Source organism: Acidovorax sp. Leaf160 (assembly GCF_001424265.1).
In the GTDB taxonomy this organism is placed as follows: Bacteria; Pseudomonadota; Gammaproteobacteria; order Burkholderiales; family Burkholderiaceae_C; genus Paracidovorax.
Genome location: NZ_LMOV01000026.1, coordinates 19,691 through 43,110, shown reverse-complemented (window position 1 = coordinate 43,110; position 23,420 = coordinate 19,691). Strand labels below are relative to the sequence as shown.

The 23,420-nt window shown below is 70.0% G+C and carries 24 protein-coding genes; 14 read left to right on the top strand and 10 right to left on the bottom strand.

From position 1 onward, the window contains the following. The first annotated feature begins 33 nt into the window (after positions 1-33). A complete protein-coding gene (locus ASF94_RS16675; RefSeq protein WP_056668975.1) occupies positions 34-756 on the top strand; it encodes a 5'-methylthioadenosine/adenosylhomocysteine nucleosidase in 723 nt (240 codons plus the stop codon). Between the two features lie 195 nt (positions 757-951). Here the strand turns inward: ASF94_RS16675 and corA are convergent, their stop codons facing one another. The 4 genes from corA to tsaB form a co-directional block, all read right to left on the bottom strand. Beyond that, on the bottom strand, positions 952-1,938 hold the full coding sequence (gene corA, locus ASF94_RS16670) for a magnesium/cobalt transporter CorA (protein ID WP_056668972.1): 987 nt from the start codon (positions 1,936-1,938) through the stop codon (positions 952-954). 212 nt (positions 1,939-2,150) lie between these two features. Further along, positions 2,151-2,981 (bottom strand): uracil-DNA glycosylase family protein, encoded by an 831-nt coding sequence (locus tag ASF94_RS16665; protein WP_056668970.1) that lies wholly within the window; start codon positions 2,979-2,981, stop codon positions 2,151-2,153. Beyond that, the gene (gene rimI / locus ASF94_RS16660) at positions 2,978-3,478 is read right to left on the bottom strand and encodes a ribosomal protein S18-alanine N-acetyltransferase (protein ID WP_056669381.1); all 501 of its coding nucleotides are present in this window, start codon (positions 3,476-3,478) and stop codon (positions 2,978-2,980) included. The genes ASF94_RS16665 and rimI overlap by 4 nt, the downstream gene beginning before the upstream one ends. Positions 3,479-3,489: 11 nt before the next feature. Beyond that, positions 3,490-4,221, bottom strand: a complete 732-nt coding sequence (tsaB, locus tag ASF94_RS16655) for a tRNA (adenosine(37)-N6)-threonylcarbamoyltransferase complex dimerization subunit type 1 TsaB (protein WP_056668967.1) — start codon at positions 4,219-4,221, stop codon at positions 3,490-3,492. 133 nt (positions 4,222-4,354) lie between these two features. Here tsaB and dacB point away from each other — a divergent pair, with 133 nt between their 5' ends. From dacB to ASF94_RS16640, 3 genes are all read left to right on the top strand, one after another. Then, the gene (gene dacB / locus ASF94_RS16650) at positions 4,355-5,902 is read left to right on the top strand and encodes a D-alanyl-D-alanine carboxypeptidase/D-alanyl-D-alanine-endopeptidase (protein WP_235505407.1); all 1,548 of its coding nucleotides are present in this window, start codon (positions 4,355-4,357) and stop codon (positions 5,900-5,902) included. Between the two features lie 136 nt (positions 5,903-6,038). Beyond that, positions 6,039-7,190: an SGNH/GDSL hydrolase family protein gene (locus ASF94_RS16645; protein WP_156382570.1), complete on the top strand. Its 1,152-nt coding sequence runs from the start codon at positions 6,039-6,041 to the stop codon at positions 7,188-7,190. Positions 7,191-7,231: 41 nt separating this feature from the next. Then, the gene (locus ASF94_RS16640) at positions 7,232-7,906 is read left to right on the top strand and encodes an OmpW family protein (RefSeq protein ID WP_056669378.1); all 675 of its coding nucleotides are present in this window, start codon (positions 7,232-7,234) and stop codon (positions 7,904-7,906) included. A 132-nt stretch (positions 7,907-8,038) separates the two neighbouring features. On the opposite strand, the gene ASF94_RS16635 is transcribed toward ASF94_RS16640, so the two are convergent. The 4 genes from ASF94_RS16635 to purE form a co-directional block, all read right to left on the bottom strand. Then, on the bottom strand, positions 8,039-8,995 hold the full coding sequence (locus ASF94_RS16635) for an SGNH/GDSL hydrolase family protein (RefSeq protein WP_056668959.1): 957 nt from the start codon (positions 8,993-8,995) through the stop codon (positions 8,039-8,041). 125 nt (positions 8,996-9,120) lie between these two features. After that, on the bottom strand, positions 9,121-10,134 hold the full coding sequence (locus ASF94_RS16630) for an L-threonylcarbamoyladenylate synthase (protein WP_056668956.1): 1,014 nt from the start codon (positions 10,132-10,134) through the stop codon (positions 9,121-9,123). 16 nt (positions 10,135-10,150) lie between these two features. After that, positions 10,151-11,347: a 5-(carboxyamino)imidazole ribonucleotide synthase gene (locus ASF94_RS16625; protein WP_056668952.1), complete on the bottom strand. Its 1,197-nt coding sequence runs from the start codon at positions 11,345-11,347 to the stop codon at positions 10,151-10,153. Continuing rightward, complete coding sequence (gene purE / locus ASF94_RS16620; RefSeq protein ID WP_056668950.1) at positions 11,344-11,841, bottom strand: 5-(carboxyamino)imidazole ribonucleotide mutase; 498 nt, start codon at positions 11,839-11,841, stop codon at positions 11,344-11,346. Before purE ends, ASF94_RS16625 begins: the two co-directional genes overlap by 4 nt. 105 nt (positions 11,842-11,946) lie before the next feature. Here purE and trxA point away from each other — a divergent pair, with 105 nt between their 5' ends. Next, positions 11,947-12,852 carry a thioredoxin gene (gene trxA, locus ASF94_RS16615; protein ID WP_056668947.1) on the top strand — a complete coding sequence of 302 codons (906 nt, stop codon included), beginning with the start codon at positions 11,947-11,949 and terminating at the stop codon, positions 12,850-12,852. A 5-nt stretch (positions 12,853-12,857) separates the two neighbouring features. Then, complete coding sequence (locus ASF94_RS16610) at positions 12,858-13,715, top strand: YbaY family lipoprotein (protein ID WP_056668944.1); 858 nt, start codon at positions 12,858-12,860, stop codon at positions 13,713-13,715. Positions 13,716-13,731: 16 nt separating this feature from the next. Here the strand turns inward: ASF94_RS16610 and ASF94_RS16605 are convergent, their stop codons facing one another. After that, the gene (locus ASF94_RS16605; protein ID WP_056668941.1) at positions 13,732-14,652 is read right to left on the bottom strand and encodes a phosphoribosylaminoimidazolesuccinocarboxamide synthase; all 921 of its coding nucleotides are present in this window, start codon (positions 14,650-14,652) and stop codon (positions 13,732-13,734) included. 470 nt (positions 14,653-15,122) lie between these two features. Between ASF94_RS16605 and hpf the strand changes: the two genes are divergently transcribed. The 3 genes from hpf to hprK all read left to right on the top strand — a co-directional run bounded on the left by hpf (position 15,123) and on the right by hprK (position 17,241). After that, positions 15,123-15,476, top strand: coding sequence for a ribosome hibernation-promoting factor, HPF/YfiA family (gene hpf / locus ASF94_RS16600; RefSeq protein WP_056668938.1), 354 nt, complete (start codon positions 15,123-15,125; stop codon positions 15,474-15,476). 277 nt (positions 15,477-15,753) lie between these two features. Continuing rightward, entirely contained in the window at positions 15,754-16,221 is a 468-nt protein-coding gene (locus ASF94_RS16595; RefSeq protein ID WP_056668935.1) for a PTS sugar transporter subunit IIA, read from the top strand. Positions 16,222-16,287: 66 nt separating this feature from the next. Next, positions 16,288-17,241: an HPr(Ser) kinase/phosphatase gene (hprK, locus tag ASF94_RS16590; RefSeq protein WP_056668932.1), complete on the top strand. Its 954-nt coding sequence runs from the start codon at positions 16,288-16,290 to the stop codon at positions 17,239-17,241. Positions 17,242-17,318: 77 nt separating this feature from the next. On the opposite strand, the gene fur is transcribed toward hprK, so the two are convergent. Beyond that, on the bottom strand, positions 17,319-17,756 hold the full coding sequence (gene fur / locus ASF94_RS16585) for a ferric iron uptake transcriptional regulator (protein WP_056668929.1): 438 nt from the start codon (positions 17,754-17,756) through the stop codon (positions 17,319-17,321). A 135-nt stretch (positions 17,757-17,891) separates the two neighbouring features. On the opposite strand from fur, the gene ASF94_RS16580 reads away from it, so the two are divergent. From ASF94_RS16580 to leuS, 5 genes are all read left to right on the top strand, one after another. Then, the gene (locus ASF94_RS16580; protein ID WP_056668926.1) at positions 17,892-18,440 is read left to right on the top strand and encodes an outer membrane protein assembly factor BamE; all 549 of its coding nucleotides are present in this window, start codon (positions 17,892-17,894) and stop codon (positions 18,438-18,440) included. Positions 18,441-18,531: 91 nt separating this feature from the next. Next, positions 18,532-19,353 carry a 4-hydroxy-tetrahydrodipicolinate reductase gene (gene dapB / locus ASF94_RS16575; protein ID WP_082493364.1) on the top strand — a complete coding sequence of 274 codons (822 nt, stop codon included), beginning with the start codon at positions 18,532-18,534 and terminating at the stop codon, positions 19,351-19,353. 46 nt (positions 19,354-19,399) lie between these two features. Next, positions 19,400-20,128, top strand: coding sequence for a MotA/TolQ/ExbB proton channel family protein (locus ASF94_RS16570; RefSeq protein WP_082493363.1), 729 nt, complete (start codon positions 19,400-19,402; stop codon positions 20,126-20,128). A gap of 42 nt (positions 20,129-20,170) precedes the next feature. Next, positions 20,171-20,596: a biopolymer transporter ExbD gene (locus ASF94_RS16565; RefSeq protein ID WP_056668923.1), complete on the top strand. Its 426-nt coding sequence runs from the start codon at positions 20,171-20,173 to the stop codon at positions 20,594-20,596. A 121-nt stretch (positions 20,597-20,717) separates the two neighbouring features. Then, positions 20,718-23,411, top strand: a complete 2,694-nt coding sequence (gene leuS, locus ASF94_RS16560) for a leucine--tRNA ligase (protein ID WP_056668919.1) — start codon at positions 20,718-20,720, stop codon at positions 23,409-23,411. Positions 23,412-23,420: the final 9 nt, after the last annotated feature.

The window sequence follows — 23,420 nt, the reverse complement described above, 5'->3', positions numbered from 1 at the left end:
CGGCGTGTGCCTCGCCTAGCAGAGGCATCACCCATGGCCACCGCCATCCTCAGCGCCCTGCCCGAAGAACAGGCCGGCCTGGTGCATGCGCTCGCGCACCCGCAGCGCATCGCGCATGCGGGCCGCGCCTTCTGGCGTGGCGAGCTGCAGGGCCGTTCCGTGGTGCTGGCGCTCTCGGGCATCGGCAAGGTGGCGGCCGCCACCACGGCCACCGCGCTGATCGAGCATTTCGGCGTGGCGCGCATCGTCTTCACCGGCGTGGCCGGCGGCCTGGGCGAGGGCGTGGCGGTGGGCGACGTGGTGGTGGCGGAGGAGTTCCTGCAGCACGACATGGACGCGTCGCCGCTCTTTCCGCGCTGGGAAGTGCCCGGCTACGGCCGCACCCGCTGGCCCTGCCACCCGGCGCTGACCGCGCAACTGGAACGCGCGGTGGACGCCTGCCTGAACCGCTTGCCCGCCGGCCCACGCCGCCATGGCGGCCTGATCGCCAGCGGCGACGTGTTCGTGGGGGCTGCCGATGCGGCACGTGGCTTGCGCCAGGCGCTGTCCGCCGCGGGCCACGACGTGCTGGCGGTGGAAATGGAAGGCGCTGCCGTGGCCCAGGTCTGCGCCGACTACGGCCTGCCCTTCGCCGCCATGCGCACCATCTCCGACCGCGCCGACGACACGGCGCACGTCGACTTCACCCGCTTCGTCACCGAGGTCGCGAGCCGCTATGCGGACGAGATCATCGGCGAATTCATGCGTTTGCTATAAAAATAATAGCTGTTGGCGCTGGTGGAATAAGCGCTGCTGGCAGATATGCCAATAAAACAGCGGCCTGCGGCATGCACGCGAAGACGGCTTCAGGCACAGGGCATGTCTTCGCCCGCAGGCGCCGTGGATCCGGCTTCGCCGGTCCACTGGCGTCGTCCCCCTTGGTGGATGGCGCGCCAGCGCCTCAGGGGGGGATTATTTCAACCAGCCGCGCTTGCGGAAGTACCACATCGGCCCCACGGCGCTCGCCACCATCAGCGCAATGCCGTAGGCGTAGCCGTAGGTCCAGCCCAGTTCCGGCATGTGCTGGAAGTTCATGCCGTAGACGCTGGCGATCAGCGTGGGCGGCAGCAGCGCGACGCTCGCCACCGAGAAGATCTTGATGATCTTGTTCTGGTTGATGTTGATGAAGCCGACCGTGGCGTCCATCAGGAAGTTGATCTTGTCGAAGAGGAAGGCCGTGTGGTTGTCCAGCGATTCGATGTCGCGCAGGATCTGGCGGGCCTCCTCGAACTGCTCGGCGTTCAGCATCTTGCTGCGCATCATGAAGCTCACGGCGCGGCGCGTGTCCATCACGTTGCGGCGGATGCGGCCGTTCAGGTCTTCCTGGCGGGCGATGGCCGAGAGCACCTCGCCGGCGCGGGTGTCGGTCACGTCGCCGGCCAGCACCTGGGTGCTGACTTCCTTCAGCTCGTCGTAGATGTTCTCCAGCGTGTCGGCCGAATACTCGGCGTCGGCGTCGAAGAGTTTCAGCAGCACCTCGCGCGCGTCCTCGATCAGCCCCGGCGCGCGGCGCGCGCGCATGCGCAGCAGGCGGAAGACGGGCACGTCCTCGTCGTGGATGGAGAACAGCACGCCCTTGCTCTTGAGCGAGTTGTTGACCAGGTTCAGGATGAAGGCCACCCGCACCGAGCGCGGGTCTTCGTCGTCGTCGATCAGGAAGTCGCTGCGGATGTGCAGCTCGCCGTTGTCTTCTTCATAGAAGCGGGCGGATTCCTCGATGTCCTCGTCCATCGCGTCTTCCGGGATGGACAGGCCGTAGTGCTGCTTGATCCAGCGCTTTTCTTCCAGCGTGGGCGATTCCAGATCGACCCAGATGGGCTGGAACTGCGCCAGCTCTTCCAGCGACTCGATTTCTTCCTGGACCAGCCGGCCGTTGGCGAGCGTAAAGATGTTGAGCATGGGCTCACTCCCGGTGTGTTGTGGGTCGACTGCGAGGGGGGCGTGGGGTGCGCTTTCAACCCCGTGGCAGTGAACCGGCCGGGAGCTGAAAGCTACCAACTAGGGTAGGTTTCCATGGGTGTGGTCTTGGCTTTGGTCAACAACGAAAGCGGCGAATTATGGCATCGCCACGGGGCTGCGCGGCCCGGGCAGGCGGGGCGCGCAGCCGGGTTTCAGGCGGCGCCGCGCACCAGCGCCAGCGCCCGGCACAGGTCGGCCCAGGCGCCGGCCTTGGCGTCGGGCGCACGCAGCAGATAGGCCGGGTCGTAGCTCACCACGGCCGGCACGCGCATGTCGCCCGGGCCCGCCAGCGACTGCACGCCGGCCCGCAGCCGGCCCAGCGGCTCGCGGCTGCCCAGCACCGCACGGGCGGCGCCCAGGCCGAGCACCAGCACCAGCGCGGGGCGCAACTGCTCCAGTGCCTGCGCCATGCCGTCGGCTGGCTCGGCGCAGCCTTCCGGCGAAGGTCCACCGGAACGCCCCAGGGTGGCGACGTGGGTGCGTGGATGCTTGTGCAACTGCATGGCGCGCAGCATGTTGTCCAGCAGCCGGCCCGCGTCGCCCTGCAGCGGCTGGCCCGGCGTGGCGCTTTCCACTACCACCAGCCAGCCCGCCCCCAGCGAGGTGGGCGTGGCGGCCGGATCGGCCTGCGGATAGACCGCGACCGGGGCATGCCAGACCAGGCCGGAGCCCGGGGCGGACGCGGCCGGAGGCTGGGCCGCAACCGCGGGCGCTGGTGTGGCTGCGGGTGCGGGTGCGGGTGCGGGTGCCCGCGTCGGTGCCGGCACGGCCTGCGCCGGCTGGGCGAGCGGCGCCGGCGTTGCGGCAGGGGCGGGCCGCAGCGGGGCGGTGGCCTGCTCGTCGGCCATGGGCGCGGCCATCGCCGCGGATGCGGCGGCGGTGGCGGTGGCGGGCACGGTGGGCGCAGCAGGCTGCGGCGCCCAGACGGAAATGCCCATCTCCTGCAGCATGGCGCGTTGGCGCGCGTCGAGGTCCAGGCTCATAGTTTCAGACTCATCACGATGGCGTCCTCGCGCTCGTCGGCGTGGGCGGGGTAATAACGTTTGCGCTGGCCCACCACCTGGTAGCCGTGCGCTTCATAGATCTGCCGCGCGCGCAGGTTGCCGATGCGCACCTCCAGCCACAGCCACTGCGCCTGCTGGCCGCGCGACCACAGGGCCAGCGCGTCCAGCATCACCCGCGCCCAGCCCTGGTGCTGGAAAGCGGGCGCCACGGTGATGTTCAGCAGATGCACCTCGTCGACGCCGCGCATGGCGACGAAATAGCCGATCAGCGTGTCGCCGGCCATCAGCAGCTGCGCCTGGTAGCCGGCCGCCATCGCGTCGATGAAGTTGCCGCGCGTCCAGGGATGGGTGTAGGCAGCGGCTTCCACCTCCAGCAGGGCGTCGAGCCGCTGCACCGTGAGCGGCTCGAAGCGCGCCTCGGTGGTGTGCGGGGCGGGCACGGCGGCCGGGGGCGGCGGGCTGGGGAGGGCGCTCATGGCGGGCACGCTCATGCGGTGGGCGCCGCCACTGCGGCAGCGGCCGCAGCCGCCGCACGCTTGATGGCCGCGCGCTCTTCGGTCGTTTGCGCCACCTTGTCGCGGATGTAGCGGGGCAGCGCCTCCTGGGCCGGCAGCGCGTCGCCCGCCGCCAGCAGGGCCGGCGCCAGCCGCAGCAGCGCGGTGGCCGTCGGCAGGGCCGGCACATGGGGCGCGGCGGGCGCCAGCCGGTCGCCGTAGGCCGCCTGCGCATTGCCCGCCACCGTGAAGCCTGCAGGCACGGCCAGCGCCTGTGGCGCGCACAGCGTGAAGTCGGCGGGGGCCTGCCAGCGACCGTCCGCCCCGTAGTCGAAGGCAGCGGCATAGACCTCGTCCATGCGGGCGTCCAGCACCGCCAGCACCTGCGTGCAGCCGTGTTCGGCGCGGGCCTGCTCGGCCACGGCCAGCAGGGTGTCCACCGGCAGCACTGGCACGCCCTGGCCGCCGCGTGCGCCGAAGGCCAGGCCCTGGGCCACGGCGCAGGCGGTGCGCAGCCCGGTGAAGGAGCCGGGCCCGCGGCCGAAGACGATGGCGTCGAGCATGTCGAAATCCACGCCCGCTTGCGCCATCAGTGCGCGGATCGCCGGAATGAGCGTCGCCGACGCCTGCGCGCCCCCGGGCCCGCGATGCTCGTACACCTGCGCGTCGCGCTGCACGGCGATGAACAGGGTGTCGGTGCTGGTGTCGAAGGCGAGCAGTGGCATGGATGAGGGGCAGGGCCGGGCCGTTCGTTGCGGAACGGCCGCGACCGGCATGGCAGGGAAAAGGGCGGCTGCCGATTATCGGCGCCCGGCCCGGGGTCGGGGTCTGCCGCGGGCGAACGCTAGACTTTGCCGCATGGTTTCATTCTCCAGCGCCCGGCAGGCGCGTTCCTGGCCTTCCCCACGCACGCCGGTGGCCGGCGGCGTCGCCCTGCTGTCCCTTCTGTCCCTTGTGTCCCTTCTCTCGGCTCTGGCCGCATCGCCCGCCCGGGCCCAGGCTCCCGCGCCCACCGCTCCGGCGGTGGCTGCAGCGGCGGCCTTGCCGGCCCTGCCGCCCGCCGTCGATGCGGCCCTGCTGCGCGCCAAGGTGCCGCGCGAAGCGCTGTCCGCCGTGGTGGTGGAGGCGGACGGCCGGGTGCCGCCCCGGCTGGCCTACCGGGCGCAGGTGCCGGCCAACCCGGCCTCGGTGATGAAGCTGGTCACCACCTACGCCGCACTCGACCTGCTGGGCCCCGCCTTCACCTGGGAAACGCCCGTGTACCTGGACGCCGTGCCCCAGGGCGGCAGCCTGCGCGGCAACGTGTACATCAAGGGCCAGGGCGACCCGAAGCTGGTCGTGGAGCGCCTCTGGCTGCTGATGCAGCGGCTGCGTGCGCAGGGCGTGCAGGTGATCGTGGGCGACATCGTGCTCGACCGCAGCGCATTCGCCGTGCCGCCGCACGACGCGGGCCTTTTCGACGGCGAGCCGCTGCGGCCCTACAACGCCGCGCCCGACGCGCTCCTGATCAACTACAAGACCCTGGCGATGACCTTCCTGCCCGACGTACAGGCCGGCGTCGCCCGCGTGAGCTACGAGCCGCCCCTGTCGCCGATGCAGTGGCAGGCCACGGTGCCGCTGGCCGCGCCCGGCGCGGCCTGTGGCGACTGGCGCGCCGGGCTGCAGGCGGACTTCACCGACCCCGCGCGGGTGGCCTTCCAGGGCGTCTACCCCGCCGCCTGCGCCGAGCGGCAGTGGGCGGTGGCCCCGGCCGACCCGGCCGGCTATGCGGCCCGCGCCGTCGAAGGCATGTGGCGCGAGCTGGGCGGCCGCCTCACCGGCAGCGTGCGCGACGGCCGCGTGCCGGCCGGCCTGGCGCCGGCCTTCAGCGTGCGCTCGCCGGCGCTGGCCGAGGTGGTGCGCGACATCAACAAATACAGCAACAACGTGATGACCCAGCAGCTGTTCCTGACGCTGGCACTGCAGCGGGGCGGCGTGGGCACCTTCGAGGGCGCGCGGTCGGTGGTCGGGCAGTGGTGGCGCCAGCGCTTCGGCGCGTCGGGCGACGCCCCGGTGATGGACAACGGCGCGGGCCTGAGCCGCGAGGGCCGCGTCAGCGCCCAGGCGCTGGCGCGCATGCTGCAGGCCGCCTGGGCGTCGCCCGCCATGCCCGAGCTCATGGCCTCGCTGCCCATCGTCGGGGTGGACGGCACGCTGCGCCGCACGCAGGGCCGGGCCACCGGCAGCGCCCACCTCAAGACCGGCACGCTGCGGGACGTGACGGCCATGGCCGGCTACGTGCATGCCGCCAGCGGCCGGCGCTACGTGCTGGTGGCCCTCGTCAACCATGCCAATGCGCCGGCAGCGCGGCCGGCCATCGAGGCGCTGGTGGAATGGGCCGCGGCGGACACGGGCCGACCGGACTGATCCGGGCAAGCCGCACCGCTGCCCACAGCCTGATACACCTGCTCGGTGTTTACCCGCTCCATCGCGCGCAAGGTACCGGCTTACGATGGGCCTTGGAAAAAAGAACGATCGTTCTATTTATAACAGGAGTCGTTAGATGAAACCTCGCATGCAATGGGCGGCGCGTGCCGCCGTGGCCTCTGCCGTCGCCGCCCTGCTGGCCGCCTGCGGCGGCGGTGGTTCCGATACGTCCACGGCCGTCAGCGTGAATTCCGTCCGCGTGATGGGCGACAGCCTGGCCGACAGCGGCACCTTCGGCTTCAAGGCCACCGTGCAGGGCTCGGCCCCGACCGGCCCCGGCTCCACCCCCATCTGGCCCGAGCGCGTGGCCACCACGTACGGCCAGACGCTCTGCCCGCACTACACGTCGAACGGCACCAGCTTCAGCGTCAACGCTACCTGCACCAACTACGCGGTGGCCGGCGGGCGCATCAACAACTTCACGGCCCCGGCCTCGCCGGTGTCCATCACCCGCCAGATCCAGGATGCGGGCACGGCGGGCTACAACGGCAGCGAGCTGGTGCTGATCGACGGCGGCGGCAACGACGCGGCCGACCTGATCGGTGCCTACCTGCGGGTGCCCCGCGACGGCGCCGCCGCCTACCGGGCCGTGCTGAGCACCGTGCTGGACACCGCCACGGTGAACGCCGCCTTCGCCGCCGGTGCCACCGGCCTGGCGCAGGTCGGCGGGCGCTACATGCAGACGCTGGCCAGCCAGTTCGCCACGACCATCAAGACCAACACGCTGGACAAGGGCGCCAAGCGCGTCGCCATCGTCAACATGCCCGGCATCACGCTCACGCCGCGCTTCCGCGCAGTGCTGGCCTCGGTGGCGGCCGCCAACGGCGCCACCGCGGCAGCCCAGGCCGAAGCGGTGTTCGACGGCTGGGTGCAGGCGTTCAACCAACAGCTGGCCGGCAGCGTGGCGGGCGACAGCCGCGTCGTGATCGCCGACCTCTATTCCTCGTTCAAGGACCAGGCGACCAACCCCGCCCAGTACCAGCTGACCAACGTGACCACGGCCGCCTGCCCGGCCACCGGCGTCGGCAGCGACGGCCTGCCCACCTACACCTTCCCGTCCTGCACCGCAGCCGCCCTGTCGGCCGCCACGCCGCCCGCCGGCGCCACGGGTGGCAGCAACTGGTGGCAGACCTACGGCTTCGCGGACGGCTTCCATCCCACGCCGTACGGCCACCAGCTGGTCGGCCAGCTGGTGTCGCGCGCCCTCTCGCAGGCCGGCTGGCTGTGAACGGCCTCGGCCCCACCTCCCAGGAGCAGGAACCCATCGCCATGAACAAGCACATCGTCCGGGCCGGCGCGGCCCTCGCCACCGTCCTCCTCGCCACGGCCGCGCAGGCACAGGTGGCCGGCACCTTCAGCGTGCGCATCGGCGCGACCCACATTGCGCCCCAGGTGCGCAGCGGCGACCTGAGCGCGCCGAGCTTTCCCGGCACGCGCGTGGACGTCGATCCCGCCAGCGCGCTGACCGGCGGCCTGAACTACATGCTGACCGACCACTGGGCCATCGACGTGCCCATCGGCCTGCCCTTCAAGCACTCGTTCTACGGCGACGGCGCGATCGCGGGCGTGGGCAAGGTGGGCGAAACCAAGGTGCTGCCCGCCACCGTGTTCGCGCAATACCGCTTTGGCGAGGCCAACGCCAGCTTCCGTCCCTACCTGGGGCTGGGCGTGACCTACGCGAAGTTCTTCAAGGAACGCACCACCGCCACGTTGAACGCCCTGAGCGGGGGCACGCCCGCCAACCCGACCACGGCCGATATCGACGACCGCTTCGGCCTGACGCCGCAGGTCGGCTTCGTCTACAACTTCAACGAGCGCTGGTTCGTCGACGCCGCCTACTACAAGAGTTTCCTGAAGACCCGCACGCACCTGTCCAGCGGCCAAAGCGTGTCGATCCGTCTCAACCCGAACGTCTTCGCCGTGGGAATCGGCTACCGGTTCTGATACCTCCTCAGGAATGCGCAGTGGGGCGCCCACGAGGCACCCGGCTGTCGCCGCACAGCAAAAAGCCGACCCAGGAGGTCGGCTTTTTCATGGGCGACTCGGGAAGCCGCTGGCTCCCCGGCTTGGTCGGGCTCACCAGCGGACGCGCAGGCGGTCGTAGGCGTAGTTGCCGAACTGGCGATAGCCCGAGGGCGTGAGATAGACCTTGTCGGCGAACAGGTACTTGTCCTGGTTGGCGCCGGCCAGCAGGGTGGAGACGTTGCACAGCGAGGAGTTGACCTCGCCCGCGCCGATGCCGATGCCCGCGCCGGCATCCACCGAGGTGCACACCGGCGTGGTGGCGTTGTCGAAGCCGTAGCCGGACGGGCCGCCCTGCATCAGGTTCACGTAGTAGGCCGAATCGACGTACAGCACCGTGCTGCCCAGATCGACGATGTCCACCAGCAGGCCCTGGTTGAAGGCGCTGCTCGCGCGGCTCAGCAGGTCGGTCCGGTTGATGGCCGTGGCCCAGGGCGAGCGGCTCAGGTCGTAGGTGCCGGTGGCCACGATGTGGCGCGCGCCCGCGTCGGACAGGCGGCGCAGCTGCTTGGCGTATTCCTGGCCCGCCGTGCGCATGGCGGCCACATAGGCCTCTTCGGTCTGCGTGCCGGCCTGCACGGCCCGCATGCCGACGATCACGTCGCTCACGCCGCCGCTGATCAGGACCAGGTCGTCGCCGCCAAACTGGCCGCTCGCCAGGAACGCGTCGATCTGCTGCTTGACGGTCAGGGTGGCGCTGTTGCCTGCCGCGTCGGGCGTGGCGACGACCCGGGCGTTGCCGCGGGCATAGCCCAGGCCGCCAGCGGATGCCGGCGTGATGTTCTGGCCGTAGCGGGACGCCAGTTGAATGGCCCAGTTGTTGATCGAGCCGTCGTTCACGGAGTACTTGCCTCCGCCGCCTTGGCCGGCGTCGGTCAGGCCGTCACCGAAAGCGATGAACCGCGTCGGCGAAAGGGCCGATTCAGTGGTGCTCGATCCGCAGGCTGCGAGCAATGCGGCCGACGCGCAAGCGGCGACCACGAGGCTGCGGCGCATCCAGTTTGCTGCCATGGTGTGTTTCTCCAGAATTAGTGGGCCGAGTTTAACGATTACGCCCGGCAAGGCTCGCAAGCAGTGCGATCTTGGCGATCGCGTCGGGCCAGGCAGGCGGCGCGGGGCATGTCCGGGCCCTTGGGTCAGGCCGCTGCCGCCGCGCGCTGCAGCCGGTCGCGCACGCCTTCCCAGTCGGGTGCGTCGGGCGGGGTTTCGATCCAGATCAGCTTCACGCCGGCATCGTCGAAGCCGCGCAGCGCCGCAAACAGCTGCTGCGCCGCAGCCGCGGCATCGTCCGGCATGCGGCGCATGACGACATGCGCCGAGCGGGTGCGCAGCGCGGCGCGGGCATAGACGGCCAGATGCGCGGCATCGGCGCCCAGCACGTCCAGCCCCGCCTGCAGCGCGCGGGCGTCCATCAGCCGCACGCGGGCGGCCGGGGCGTAATGGGCTTCCAAGGTGCCCGACGCGCGGGGCGTGTGGTCCGGCAGCTCTTCTTTCGATAGCGGATCGATGCCGCAGGCAGCCGCCACCTGGGCGCGCGTGATGGCGCCCGGGCGCAGCAGCACGGGCCGGCCGCGCGTGCAGTCGATGATGGTCGACTCGATGCCGACCTCGCAGGGGCCGCCGTCCAGCACCAGCAGGGCGTCGCCCAATTCCTCGGCCACGTGGCGGGCGGTGGTTGGGCTGACGCGGCCGAAGCGGTTGGCGCTGGGCGCGGCCACGCCCCAGACGGGCCGGCCGGGCAGGTCCGCATCGCCGGACGCTGCGGCACGCAGCACGGCCTGCGCCACCGGATGCGCGGGGCAGCGCAGGCCCACGCTGTCCTGGCCGCCGGTGGCGGCGGTGGCCACGCCGGGCTGGCGCGGCAGGATGAGCGTGAGCGGCCCGGGCCAAAAGGCATCGACCAGGGCCTGGGCGAAGGGCGGCATGTCGCGGGCGAAGCGGGCGATGGCGCTGGCGTCGGCCACGTGCACGATCAGCGGATGGTCGCTGGGCCGGCCCTTGGCGGTGAAGATCTGCGCCACGGCGGCATCGCTGGCGGCGTCCGCCGCCAGGCCGTAGACCGTTTCGGTGGGCAGGCCCAGCAGGGCGCCGCCGCGCAGGGCCGTGGCGGCGGCGGCGATGGAGTCGGGCCGTTGGCCGTCGAGGATCATGCGGTGCCCCGTGCCGTCAGAAGGGTTCGATGCCCAGCAGCGCGGCGGCCTGCAGCGCGGTGGCGCGCGCGACCTCGGCCGTGGCGGCGGTGACGTTCAGGTGGCCCATCTTGCGGCCGGGCTTGGCATCGGCCTTGCCGTAGAGGTGCAGATGGGTGCCCGGCAGCGCCAGCACCGCCGCCCAGGGCGGCGTCTGCGCATGCGGGCCCCGGGCGAACCACAGGTCGCCCAGCAGGTTGAGCATGACGGCGGGGCTGTGCTGGCGCGGCTGGGTCAGCGGCAGGCCGGCCATGGCGCGCACCTGCAGCTCGAACTGCGACACGTCGCAGGCGTTCTGGCTGTAGTGGCCGCTGTTGTGCGGACGCGGAGCGATCTCGTTGACCACCAGGGCGCCGTCCTCCAGCACGAAGAACTCCACGCACAGCACGCCGACGTATTGCAGCCCTTCTGCTATCGATTTGGCAGCGGCAACCGCTTGTTCCGCCAGCGCGGGAGGCACATTTCCTTCATGCACCTCGGTCACGGCCAGGATGCCGGCACGGTGCAGGTTGCGCTGCACCGGCAGGTGCACGCAGGCGCCGTCCGCGCCGCGCGCCACGATCACCGAGCACTCCAGCGCCAGCGGCAGCATCTTTTCCAGCACGCAGGGCACGCCGCCCATGGCCTGCCAGGCGGCGGCCAGGTCCTCGCGCGTCTTCACCCGCGACTGGCCCTTGCCGTCGTAGCCCATGCGGGCCGTCTTCAAAATGCCGGGCAGCAGCCGGTCGGCATCGACCGCGGCCAGCTGTTCGGCCGAGCCGATCACGGCATAGGGTGCGCAGGGCACGCCGCAGCGGTCGAAATGCGCCTTCTCGGCCGCGCGGTCCTGCGCGATGGCGACGGCGCTGGCGGCAGGCGATACCGGGCGCTCGGCGCCCAGCGTGCGCAGGGCCTGCGCCGGCACGTTCTCGAATTCGGTGGTGATGGCATCGCTCAGGGCTGCCAGCTGGGCCAGCCCGTCCGGGTCTTCGTACGCGGTCTGGATGTGGTGGTGGCTCACCAGGCCGGCGGGGCTGGTCGGGTCGGCATCCAGCACGGCGGTGAAGTAGCCCATGGCCTGGGCGGCATGCGCGAACATGCGCCCCAGCTGCCCGCCGCCCAGCACGCCCAGCGTGGCCCCCGCAAGCAGGGGTGTCGCTGCAATGGCGTTCTGTTCTGGAGTGGTGTCGCTCATGGGCCCACCGGCGGCAGCGTCATGCCGCGTGCGACTTCGGTCTGCTCGGCGCGGAAGGCTTCGAGGCGGGAACGCAGCGCCGGGTCTTCGCTGGCCAGCAGCGCCACCGCGAACAGCGCCGCATTGGCCGCGCCGGCCGCGCCGATGGCGAAGGTGGCCACCGGAATGCCCTTGGGCATCTGCACGATGCTGTGCAGCGAGTCGACGCCCTGCAGGTGGCGGCTTGCCACCGGCACGCCGAGCACGGGCACGGTGGTCTTGGCGGCGATCATGCCGGGCAGGTGGGCGGCGCCGCCCGCGCCGGCGATGATGGCCTTCAGGCCCAGGCCGGCAGCGGCCTCGGCGTAGGCGAACATGTCGTCGGGCATGCGGTGGGCCGATACCACGCGTGCCTCGTGGGCGACATCGAATTGCTGGAGAATCTGCACTGCGTGCTGCATGGTCTCCCAATCGCTGGAAGAGCCCATGACCACGCCGATCTGGAGGGGTTTCATGTGGAGTGCGTGCGCCAGGCTGAGACGGCGCGCCGAAGTGGAACCCGCGATTTTACTTTTGTGCGCGCGCCCCGGGCGGCGCGCACGCCAACGGGCCTCAAAGCAATGATCGACATCACCGTAGAGAATTTTGAAACCGAGGTCATCGCGGCCTCGATGCAAGTGCCCGTGCTGGTGGACTTCTGGGCGCCCTGGTGCGGCCCCTGCAAGTCGCTTGGCCCGATCCTGGAAAAGCTCGAGATCGATTACGCCGGCCGCTTCAAGCTCGCCAAGATCGACTCCGACCAGGAGCAGCAGATCGCCGCCATGTTCGGCATCCGCAGCATTCCCACCTGCGTGCTGCTGATGAACGGCCAGCCCGTGGACGGCTTCACCGGCGCCCAGCCCGAAGGCCAGGTGCGCGCCTTCCTCGACAAGCACCTGCCCCCGGCCGAAGCGTTCGACGAGCCGCCGGAAGAGGCGCCCGACGCCCTGGCAGCGCAGGAAGACCCGGCAGCCGCGCTGGACAGGCTGCAGCAGGCCGTGGCCGCCGACCCGGCGAGCGATGACGCTCGCTTCGACTACGTCAAGGCGCTGCTGCTGCAGGGCCGCGAGGACGACGCCAAGGTCGCCTTCGCGCCGGTGATCGCCAAGGCGGGCGTATCGCGCAAGCTGGGCGCCTTGAAGATGTGGATGGATGCTATTGATTTCGTAGCTAAGGGTGGAGGCAAATCGGGCGCTGGAGCCGAATTCGATGCCCGGATCGCAGCCAACAAGCGCGATTTCGACGCCCGCTTCGGCCGCGCGCAGGGGCTGATCGCCCAGCAGCGCTGGACCGACGCCATGGACGAGTTGCTGGAAATCCTGATGCGCGACAAGGGCTGGAACGACGAGGCCGCCCGCAAGGCCTACGTGGCGGTGCTGGAGATCATCGAGCCGCCGAAGGTGAAGGTGGCCGAGGGCCAGATCCCGCCGCAGGACCCGGTGCTGGCCACCTACCGCCGGCGGCTTTCCAGCGTGGTGCTGAGCTGAAGGGTTTGACCGAGCCCCGCCGCCCGGTCCCTGGGCCGTTTTCCGGCCCGCTTGCGGCGCTCTGCCTGGCGGCGGCGCTCGGGGCGCTGGCCGGCTGCGCCACGAAGCCGCCCGACATCGAGGTCACCGGCTCGGTCCTCTCGCGCGAGCGGCTCTACGTGCCGCCCGAGGCCGTGTTCGACGCCGCACTGGTCGACGTCTCCCGCCCGGAAGACCCGCCCGTGGTGCTGGCCCGCCAGCGCATCGACCCGGCCGGCCTCTTGCCCTACCCGCTGCGGCTGTCGTTCTACCAGTCGCAGCTGCACCCGCAGGGCCGTTATGAGGTGCGCGCCGCCGTGCGGCGCAACGGCGCCATCCTGCTCGACACGCCCGGGGTGCATCCGGTGCTGTTCGATCCGGCTTTCCGGCATGTGGACGTGGTGCTGGCGCCCGTGCGGCTGCACCGCGCCAACGTGGCCGCGTCGGTGCCGTTGCGGCAGAGCTACTGGAAGCTGGTGTCCATCGAGGGCGAGCCGCCCCTTGCCGCGCCAGCCGAGGGCCAGCCCGCCCCGCATCTGGTGCTGCAGCGGGACGGCGACCGCGCCATCGGCGGCGACGGCTGCAACCGTTTCGTCGCCCGCTTCGCGGAGGAGGGCGGCCAGCTGCGCTTTCAGGTGCTGGATGCGTCGGTGCGGCTGTGCCTGCAGGGCGCGGGTGCCGGGCAGGCCTTCCTGCGGGCCCTGGGCCGCGTCACCAGCTACATGCAGGAGGGGCGCGACCTAATGCTGCGCGACATCGAGCTGGAGCCCCTGCTGCGCTTTCGGGCGCAGGAATGGGGCGAGCGGCGCATCGACGAGGACGAGCCCCCGATGCTGCCGCAGTGAACCGCGGCCCTGGCGGTCAGGCGGTCAGGCGCTCGAGCGCCTCGCGGTACTTGGCCGCGGTCTTTTCCACCACCTCGCGCGGCAGGCGCGGCGCCGGGGCGGTCTTGTTCCAGGGCTTGCCGTTCACCTGGGCCTGCTCCAGCCAGTCGCGCACGAACTGCTTGTCATAGCTGGGTGGGTTCTCGCCGGCGGCCAGCGCCGCCTCGTAGCCTTCGACCGGCCAGTAGCGCGAGCTGTCGGGGGTCAGCACCTCATCCATCAGCACCAGCTCGCCGGCAGGCGTCAGGCCGAACTCGAACTTGGTGTCGGCGATGATCATGCCTTTCTCGAGCGCGATGGCCGCCGCCGCTTCGTACAGCGCGATGCTGATGTCGCGGATCTTCGTGGCCAGCTCGAGGCCGATCATCTCCACCGTGCGCTCGAAGGTGATGTTCTCGTCGTGCTCGCCCATGGCGGCCTTGGCGGCCGGCGTATAGATGGGCTGCGGCAGCCGCGCCGCGTTGGTCAGGCCTTCGGGCAGCAGCACGCCACACACGGCGCGCGATTCCTGGTATTCCTTCCAGCCGCTGCCGGCCAGGTAGCCGCGCACCACGGCCTCCACCGGAATGGGCTGGAGCCGCTGCACCAGCATCGAGCGGCTGCGCACCTGCGGCACCTCGGCCGGCGTGACCACGCTTTCGGGGTCGTCCCCGGTCAGGTGGTTGGGCACGATGTGGCCGAGCTTGTCGAACCAGAACAGCGCCATCTGCGTCAGCAGCTCGCCCTTGCCGGGGATGGGCTCGCCCATGATCACGTCGAAGGCGGACAGGCGATCGCTCGCCACCATCAGGATGCGGTCGTCGCCCACGGCGTAGTTGTCGCGCACCTTGCCCCGGGCCAGCAGCGGCAGCGAGGTCAGGGCGGAGGTGTGCAGGGCGGAAGCGCTGGGGGTGATCATGGCGGGGCGGGTGTTGCGGCGTGCGGGACGAAAAGGATACGGAAGGGGCGGGCGGCCGGTGGCAGCCCACGGACAGGCGTGCGGATTTTAGCGGCCGGCATGCGGGTGCCCGCGTGGGGCGGCGCGCGGCAGGGGATGGACGCCGCAGTGCGGCAGGACGGGGCGCCATCCGGATGACTGCGGCCCCTGTGGCTGCACAGGCGGCTTCTGCCGACGGGGTGTGCGGGCGGGCCGGGCGCAGGAGCCGGAAAGCGGGTGCTGCCCGGCGAACTCAGCCATTGTGAAGGTTTTTTGGCGGTCCATCATCCGGTCTCCCTTAACCGCAGATGCCTATCGGGGACCGGTTTGCTTTTCGCCCGGGGCCGGCGCATAGTGAATTCAACGAGCGACGCATGCATCGAGTTCAGCAGGCCGCCTTTGACCGGCACGGGCGGCCATGTTCTTCAACGTCAACCACAGGAGACCTGTCTATGAACCTGACGATCAGCGGCCATCATCTGGAAGTGACCCCCGCCTTGCGCAGCTATGTGACCTCCAAGCTGGAGCGAATCACGCGCCACTTCGACCAGGTGGTCGATGTCAAAGTGATCCTGAGTGTGGAAAATCAAAAGGAAAAGGACAAGCGCCAGCGCGCAGAGTGCAACGTGCACGTGAAGGGCAGCGACCTGTTCGCCGAGAGCTGCCACGCCGACCTGTATGCCGCAGTGGACGAACTGGTTGACAAGCTCGACCGGCAGGTCGTGCGCCACAAGGACCGTCTGCAAGACCACAGCCACGCGCCCCTCAAGCGGGCCGCCACGCCGGCTGAAGCGGCTGCGGCCTGACCCCGCCGACGGCATTCGCTTCCCCACCCCTTCACCGCAGCGCGCCGGCTGACCCGGCGGCACCGCCCCGCCAGGGGCGGTTTTTGTTTGGTTGCCTGTGGTTACACTCCTGGCAAAGCTCTTACCGAATCACCGCGCGGTGTGCATCGGCGGCCTCAGGCGGTCTGCGGCGTTGCCCATCCTGATCCGCAGCGCTCGCCGCCGCTCGTTCGTGAAGAGCCTTCCTAGGGTTTTCGACAGGCCCGCTTGCGGGACGTGCATAATCGTTTTTCCTACTATGAACCGTCTCGCCTCCATCCTGCCTCCGGCCCAAGTGCTCGTGAGCGTCGATGCCACCAGCAAGAAACGCGCTTTCGAAGAGGCGGGGTTGCTGTTCGAGAGCCAGCACGGCCTGTCCCGTGCGCTCATCACCGACAGCCTCTTTGCCCGTGAGCGGCTCGGCTCCACCGGCCTCGGCCATGGCGTGGCCATTCCCCACGGCCGCATCAAGGGACTGAAGTCGCCCATGGCGGCGGTGTTCCAGCTGGCCCATCCCATCGGTTTCGACGCGCCGGACGAGCAGCCGGTGGGCCTGCTCATCTTCCTGCTGGTGCCCGAAGCGGCGACGCAGAAGCACCTCGAAATCCTCTCCGAGATCGCCGAGCTGCTGAGCGACAGCGGCCTGCGCGAGCGCATCAAGTCGAGCACCGACGCCACGCAGCTGCATGCGTTGATCGCCAACTGGCAGTCGGCCCAGACCGCCTGAGCGCAGCCGCCTCTCCTGGCGCCTGGCACCCCCCCCCACCCCCTGACCCACCGAGGGACCCCCGCCGTGAAGCCGAACGTCGTCAGTGCCGATGTCCTGTTCGAGGAGTTCCGTGGCCCGCTGAAGTGGGAATGGCTGGCGGGCCTGGGCGCCTCCGAGCGCCGCTTCGACGAGGTTGCCGTGCGCTCGGCCCGCTCGGGCGCCGACCTGGTGGGCTACCTCAACTACATCCACCCTTACCGGCTGCAGATCCTGGGCGAGCGCGAGATCGCCTACCTGACCAACGCTACGCCCGAAGACTGCAAGCGCCGCATCGCGCGCATCGTCACGCTGGAGCCGCCGGTGCTGGTGCTGGCCGACGGCCAGAGCGCGCCCGATGCGCTGCTGTCCATGTGCGAGCGGGCGCAGATCCCGATGTTCGCCACGCACGAGTCGTCGGCCTTCGTCATCGACGTGCTGCGGGCCTACCTGTCCAAGCATTTCGCCGACCGCACCACCATGCACGGCGTGTTCATGGACATTCTGGGACTGGGCGTGCTCATCACCGGCGAATCGGGCCTGGGCAAGAGCGAGCTGGGCCTGGAACTCATCTCGCGCGGCAACGGCCTGGTGGCGGACGACGCGGTCGATCTCTACCGCATCAACCAGACCACCATCGAGGGCAAGTGCCCCGACCTGCTGCAGAACCTGCTGGAAGTGCGCGGCATCGGCCTGCTCGACATCCGCGCCATCTTTGGCGAGACGGCGGTGCGCCGCAAGATGCGCCTGAAGCTCATCGTGCATCTGGTGCGCAAGGAAACGCTGGAGCGCGAGTACGAGCGCCTGCCCTATGAACCGCTCACGCAGGACGTGCTGGGTGTGCCCGTGCTGAAGGTGGTGATCCAGGTGGTGGCCGGCCGCAACATCGCCGTGCTGGTGGAAGCCGCCGTGCGCAACACCATCCTGAACCTGCGCGGAATCGACACCTACCAGGAATTCGTCGAGCGCCACCGGCGTGCCATGGAGCGCGACGGCTCCTGAGTGCGCTCCACCCGGGGCGGGCTCTCGAGCCGCGTCCGGCGACCCGGGCCCCAGAGCCCGGGTCGATCGAGAATGGATCAGCGCTGGTTCGACGCCGGACCCAGCTTGGCGCAGGTGGCGCACTGGCCGTACAGCGCCATGGAATGGTCGTGCACCACCCAGCCCTTGGCCTTGGCCACCAGCTGCTGGCGTTTTTCGATCTCGGGGTCGTAGAACTCTTCCACCTTGCCGCAGACGGTGCAGATGAAGTGGTCGTGGTGCTGGCCTTCGTTCAGCTCGTACACCGCCTTGCCGCTCTCGAAATTGCTCCGGTTCAGGATGCCGGCCTGCTCGAACTGGGTCAGCACCCGGTACACGGTGGCAAGGCCGATGTCGGAGCGCTCTTCCAGCAGCACGCGGAACACGTCTTCGGCGGTCATGTGGCGCTGCGCGCCTTTCTGGAAGATCTCCAGGATCTTCAGGCGGGGCAGCGTGGCCTTCAGGCCCGTGCTCTTGAGTTCGTCGATATTGGTCATGACAGGAATCTTTCGTGGGCCGCAAGGCGTGTCGGCCCCGGGAGATCAGCCTTCGCAGCAGGGCGCGGCAGGCGCGGAACGGGCTCGGAAAACCAGCCGCTACAATGGGCCGATCATATCGCTATGGCTCTTTCCATGTCTGTTCACGTCCGTGCTGGCGCCCGCTGGGCCGCCCTCCTGTTGACCGGCGCCAGCCTTGCGGCGTGCGGCACCTTCGACAACGTCAGCAACCGGGTGTCGAGCGTGATCACGCCCTACAAGGTCGACGTGGTGCAGGGCAACTTCGTCTCGCGCGAGCAGGTGCAGGCGCTGCAGCCCGGCATGGGCCGCCAGCAGGTCAAGGAAATCCTGGGCACGCCGCTGGTCACCAGCCTGTTCCATGGCGACCGCTGGGAATATGTGTTCACGCTCAAGCGCCCCGACGTCGAAGTGCAGACCCGCAAGCTGACCGTGTTCTTCAAGGGCGACGTGCTCGACCGCGTCGAAGGCGACGAGATGCCGACCGAGGCCGAATTCGTGGCCACGCTGGGCTCCAAGCGCGCCAAGTCCAAGGTGCCCGAACTCGAGGCGACCGAGGCCCAGCTGGCCCGCTTCCCCAAGGCCGCGCCGCTGCCGGAGCCCGCCTCCAGCCCCGTTCCGCCTCCGGCGTCGAGCTACCCGCCGCTCGAATCCACGGTGCGCTGAACGCCGCCGTCCCCGTCTCTGCTCTCGACCGAGCCGCCCGCGCGCCCTGCCGGCTGGCCGCCGATCCGACCGCCTCTCTTTTCTGCCCGCCATGACCGCACCTTCCACCGCTCCCTGCCGCGTCGCCATCGCCGGTGCTTCCGGCCGCATGGGCCGCATGCTGATCGAGGCGCTGCGCGCCACCGATGACTGCGTGCTGGCCGGCGCGCTCGACGTGGCCTCCAGCCCCGCCATCGGGTCCGACGCCACCGCCTTCCTGGGCCAGGCCAGCGGCGTGACCATCACCGACGACGCCCGCGAAGGTCTGAAGAACGCCGCCGTGCTGATCGACTTCACTCGCCCCGAGGGCACGCTGGCCCACCTGGCGCTCTGCGCCGAGCTGGGGGTGAAGATCGTCATCGGCACCACCGGGTTCACCGAGGCGCAGAAAGCCGAGATCGCCGCCTTCGCGCAGAAGACCGCCGTGGTCTTCGCGCCCAACATGAGCGTGGGCGTGAACGTCACCTTCAAGCTGCTGGAAATGGCCGCCAAGGCGCTGGCCACCGGCTACGACATCGAGATCATCGAAACGCACCACCGCCACAAGGTGGACGCGCCCTCGGGCACCGCGCTCAAGATGGGCGAGGTGGTCGCTTCCTCCCTGGGCCGCGACCTCAAGGACTGCGCGGTCTATGCGCGCGAGGGCGTGACCGGCGAGCGCGATCCTTCCACCATCGGCTTTTCGGCCATCCGCGGCGGCGACGTCGTGGGCGACCACACCGTGCTGTTCGCCGGCACCGGCGAGCGCATCGAGATCACGCACAAGTCGTCGAGCCGCGCCGGCTATGCGCAGGGCAGCCTGCGCGCGGTGCGTTTCCTGCAGTCGCAGCGCACCGGCCTCTTCGACATGCTCGACGTGCTGGGCCTGAACTGAGCCCACGCGTCCCACCGAAGACGACGACGACGACCGAAAGCCTGCCATGGACCTGCTGCACTGGTGGCACGAGGGCGATGCGGTCACCCGCGGCACGGCGCTGCTGCTGCTGGCCATGTCGGTCGCCAGCTGGGTCGTCATCTGCTGGAAGACCTGGCTGCTGCGCGGCGCCCGGCAGGACGTGCTGCGCAGCATGGCGGCATTCTGGCAGGCGCCCAGCCTGGCGGTTGCGCGCCAGCGTCTGGAGTCTTTCGATGCCCTGGCGCTGGTGCTGCCTATGGTTGTTGCTATTGAAAATATAGCAAAAGACGCTGCCGGCCCCACTGCCACGCTCGCCACCCGCGCCAGCCGCGCGCAGCAGCTCACCCGCCTGCTGCGGGGCGCGCTGCACGGCGTGCTGCGCCGCCTGCAGTTCGGCCAGGTGCTGCTGGCCACCGTGGGCGCCACGGCGCCTTTCGTCGGCCTGCTGGGCACGGTGTGGGGCATCTTCCATGCGCTCACCGCCATCGCCGGGGCCGGGCAGATCAGCATCGAACGCGTGGCCGGCCCGGTGGGCGAGGCGCTGGTGATGACCGCCGCCGGCCTGGCCGTGGCACTGCCCGCCGTGCTGGCCTACAACGTGTTCGGCCGCATCATCGGCGGCGTTGAGGCCGAGCTGGAAGGCTTCGCGCACGACCTGCGGGAACTGGTGCTGGATCGTTCTCCGGAGCCGGGTGCGCCCGGCACGGCCGCCGTACCTGCCGCCGCGCCTGCCGCGTCCGCCGCCCAGGCCTGACCGCGCTCGGCCGACCGTTCGCTTCAACGTCCGCACCCACCCATGGCATTCGGCCGCATCGACCGCACCCCCGCCGGGCCCCGCCCGTTCAGCGACATCAACGTGACCCCGCTGGTGGACGTGATGCTGGTGCTGGTGGTCATCTTCCTGCTCACCGCGCCCCTCCTGGCCAGCTCCATCCGGCTCGACCTGCCGCGCGCCGAGGGCACCGCCACCGGCACGGCGCCGCCCTCCCTCGCCGTGAGCATCGACCGGGCGGGCCAGGTGTTCGTGCAGGGCGAGGCCGTGGAGGCCGACGCGCTGGCCGAGCGCCTGGCGCAGGCCGCGCAGGAGCGGCCCGGCACCGAGATCCAGCTGCGCGCCGATGCCGCCGTGCCCTATGGCCGGGTGGTCGAGGTGATGGGCCTGGCGCATGCGGCCGGCCTCACGCGCATCGGCTTCGTGGCCGAGCCGCGCACGCCGCGCTAGCCCGCAGGGCGGGCCCGCCGCGCTGGCCCCGGCCGGCCCGCCGCCGCATCGCGCCTAAAATCGCCGGCTGACTCCCGCCTACCCCTTTGTTCGCGGCCGCGCCCTGTCGGCCCGCCCACCCATGCAAGACAAGTACCACCACGCCGAAGTCGAGCGCGCAGCGCACAGCCACTGGACCGCCGCAGACGCCTACCGTGTGACCGAAGACGCGAGCCGGCCGAAGTTCTACGCCTGCTCGATGCTGCCGTACCCCAGCGGCAAGCTGCACATGGGCCACGTGCGCAACTACACCATCAACGACATGCTCACGCGCCAGCTGCGCATGAAGGGCATGAACGTGCTCATGCCGATGGGCTGGGACGCCTTCGGCCTGCCGGCCGAGAACGCCGCGCTGAAGAACGGCGTGCCGCCCGCCAAGTGGACGTACGAGAACATCGCGTACATGAAAAAGCAGATGCAGGCGATGGGCCTGGCCATCGACTGGTCGCGCGAGGTCGCCACCTGCGACCCCGACTACTACCGCTGGAACCAGTGGCTGTTTTTGAAGATGCTGGAAAAGGGCATCGCCTACCGCAAGACCCAGGTCGTCAACTGGGACCCGATGGACCAGACCGTGCTGGCCAATGAACAGGTGATCGACGGGCGCGGCTGGCGCACCGGCGCGCTGGTGGAAAAGCGCGAGATCCCCGGCTACTACCTGAAGATCACCGACTACGCCGAAGAGCTGCTGGACAACGTGCGCGGCGACCGCATGCCCGGCTGGCCCGAGCGCGTGAAGCTGATGCAGGACAACTGGATCGGCAAGAGCGAGGGCGTGCGCTTCGCCTTCCCGCACGACATCCGGGGCGAAGACGGCACGCTGATCGGCGACGGCCGCATGTACGTCTTCACCACGCGCGCCGACACCATCATGGGCGTCACCTTCTGCGCCGTGGCGCCGGAACACCCGCTGGCCGCGCATGCCGCGCGCAGCAACCCCGAGATCGCCGCCTTCATCGAGGAATGCAAGAGCGGCGGCACGACCGAGGCCGAACTCGCCACCCAGGAAAAGAAGGGCCTGCGCACCGGCCTCTTCGTCACCCACCCGCTGACCGAGGAGCCGGTGGAAGTCTGGGTCGGCAACTACGTGCTGATGAGCTACGGCGACGGCGCCGTGATGGGCGTGCCCGCGCACGACGAGCGCGACTTCGCCTTCGCGCTGAAATACGGCATCGAGATCAAGCAGGTCGTGCTGGTCGATGGCGAAAGCTACGACTACCACCGCTGGCAGGACTGGTACGGCGACAAGCAGCGCGGCGTCACCATCAACTCGGACAGCTTCAGCGGCCTGACGCACAAGGAAGCCGTGGCCGCCGTGGCCCACGCGCTGCATGAAAAGGGCCTGGGCGACCTGAAGACCACCTGGCGCCTGCGCGACTGGGGCGTCAGCCGCCAGCGCTACTGGGGCACGCCGATCCCGATCATCCACTGCGACGAACACGGCGCCGTGCCGGTTCCCGAGAAGGACCTGCCCGTGGTGCTGCCGCAGGACTGCATCCCCGACGGCTCGGGCAACCCGCTGCACAAGCACGAAGGCTTCCACGCCGGCGTGACCTGCCCGGTCTGCGGCAAGGCCGCCCGCCGCGAGACCGACACCATGGACACCTTCGTGGATTCGTCCTGGTACTTCATGCGCTATTGCGACCCGAAGAACAGCGATGCCATGGTGGCCGAAGGCGCCAAGTACTGGATGCCGATGGACCAGTACATCGGCGGCATCGAGCACGCCATCCTGCACCTGCTGTACGCCCGCTTCTGGACCAAGGTGATGCGCGACCTGGGGCTGGTGTCGGTGGACGAGCCCTTCACCCGCCTGCTCACGCAGGGCATGGTGCTCAACCACATCTATTCGCGCCGCACCGACAAGGGCGGCAAGGAATACTTCTGGCCGCACGACGTGGAGCATCTGCTCGATGAAGGCGGCAAGATCATCGGCGCCCAGCTCAAGAACGCCGTGGAAAGCGGCGGCGTGACGCTGCCGGTGGGCACGCCCATCGACTACGAGGGCGTGGGCACCATGTCCAAGTCCAAGAACAACGGCGTCGATCCGCAGGACCTGATCGAGCGGTACGGCGCCGACACCGCGCGCCTCTACACCATGTTCACCGCGCCGCCCGAAGCCACCCTGGAGTGGAACGACGCGGCCGTGGAAGGCAGCTACCGCTTCCTGCGCCGGGTGTGGAACTTCGGCGTGAAGCTGGGCGCGCTGGACAAGGCAGCCGCCCTGGCCAGCGTGGCGGGCGCCGCCACCCTGCAGGACGTGGCCTTCGGCAAGGAAGCCAAGGCGCTGCGGCTGGAGATCCACACCGTGCTCAAGCAGGTGGACTACGACTACCAGCGCATGCAGTACAACACCGTGGTCTCCGGTGCGATGAAGATGATCAACGCGCTGGAAGACTTCAAGGCCACCGACAGCCCCGGCGCCGCCGTCGCGCTGATCGAAGGCTTCGGCATCCTGCTGCGCGTGCTCTACCCCGCCACGCCGCACATCACCCACGCGCTCTGGAGCGAGCTGGGCTATGCCGGCGTGCTGGGCGACCTGCTGGACGCCGCCTGGCCCCAGGTGGACGACGGCGCGCTGGTGCAGGACGAGCTGGAACTGATGCTGCAGGTCAACGGCAAGCTGCGCGGCTCCATCCACGTGCCCGCATCGGCCGACAAGGCCGCCATCGAGCAGGCTGCCGTCGCGAGCGAGGCCTTCCGCCAGTTCGCACCGGACGCCACGCCCAAGAAGGTCATCGTGGTGCCTGGCCGCCTGGTCAACATCGTGATCTGAGCCCCAACG